At 43.2% G+C, this 354-nt stretch carries 1 protein-coding gene; it reads right to left on the bottom strand.

Annotated features, from left to right (window positions below; genetic code table 11):
• Positions 1–337: hypothetical protein (locus tag ACRD62_RS22590; protein WP_430822334.1), on the bottom strand; the 337-nt coding region annotated here is incomplete at its 3' end.
• Positions 338–354 lie beyond the last annotated feature (17 nt).

The raw sequence follows: 354 nt of genomic DNA, 5'->3' as shown, positions 1-354 counted from the left end.
TAACGTCCGAAACATTCAACGGAATGCAGACCAAACTAGTAGATCTGGCAGGCATTGGAAGAAGGAAAATACCCTTACCGAGGGAGAGCTCCGTAATCACGCGATGGTAGAGCGGAGCAGTCAGCAGACGCCATAGTAACCAAAAGAAACGAGCTGTAATAAGATATACAGAGGTCTCACAATCTGGTGAAGGGCCGAACTTTACATTGCTATTGATCTTTAACGGAGGTCTAATTCGGCGGCTGCCGAATACCAGCCCTAAAGAAACATAGCAGGGAATGGAATATTTTAAAATGAAACGAGACAACAGTAACACAACTAATTTAATTGAACGCATATTACATCCTGTAAACC

The sequence above is a fragment of the Carboxylicivirga caseinilyticus genome (assembly GCF_050589785.1).
Classification (GTDB): Bacteria; Bacteroidota; Bacteroidia; order Bacteroidales; family Marinilabiliaceae; genus Carboxylicivirga; species Carboxylicivirga caseinilyticus.
The sequence above is the reverse complement of the archived record's forward strand: the minus strand, read 5'-3'. Positions and strand labels throughout refer to the sequence as shown.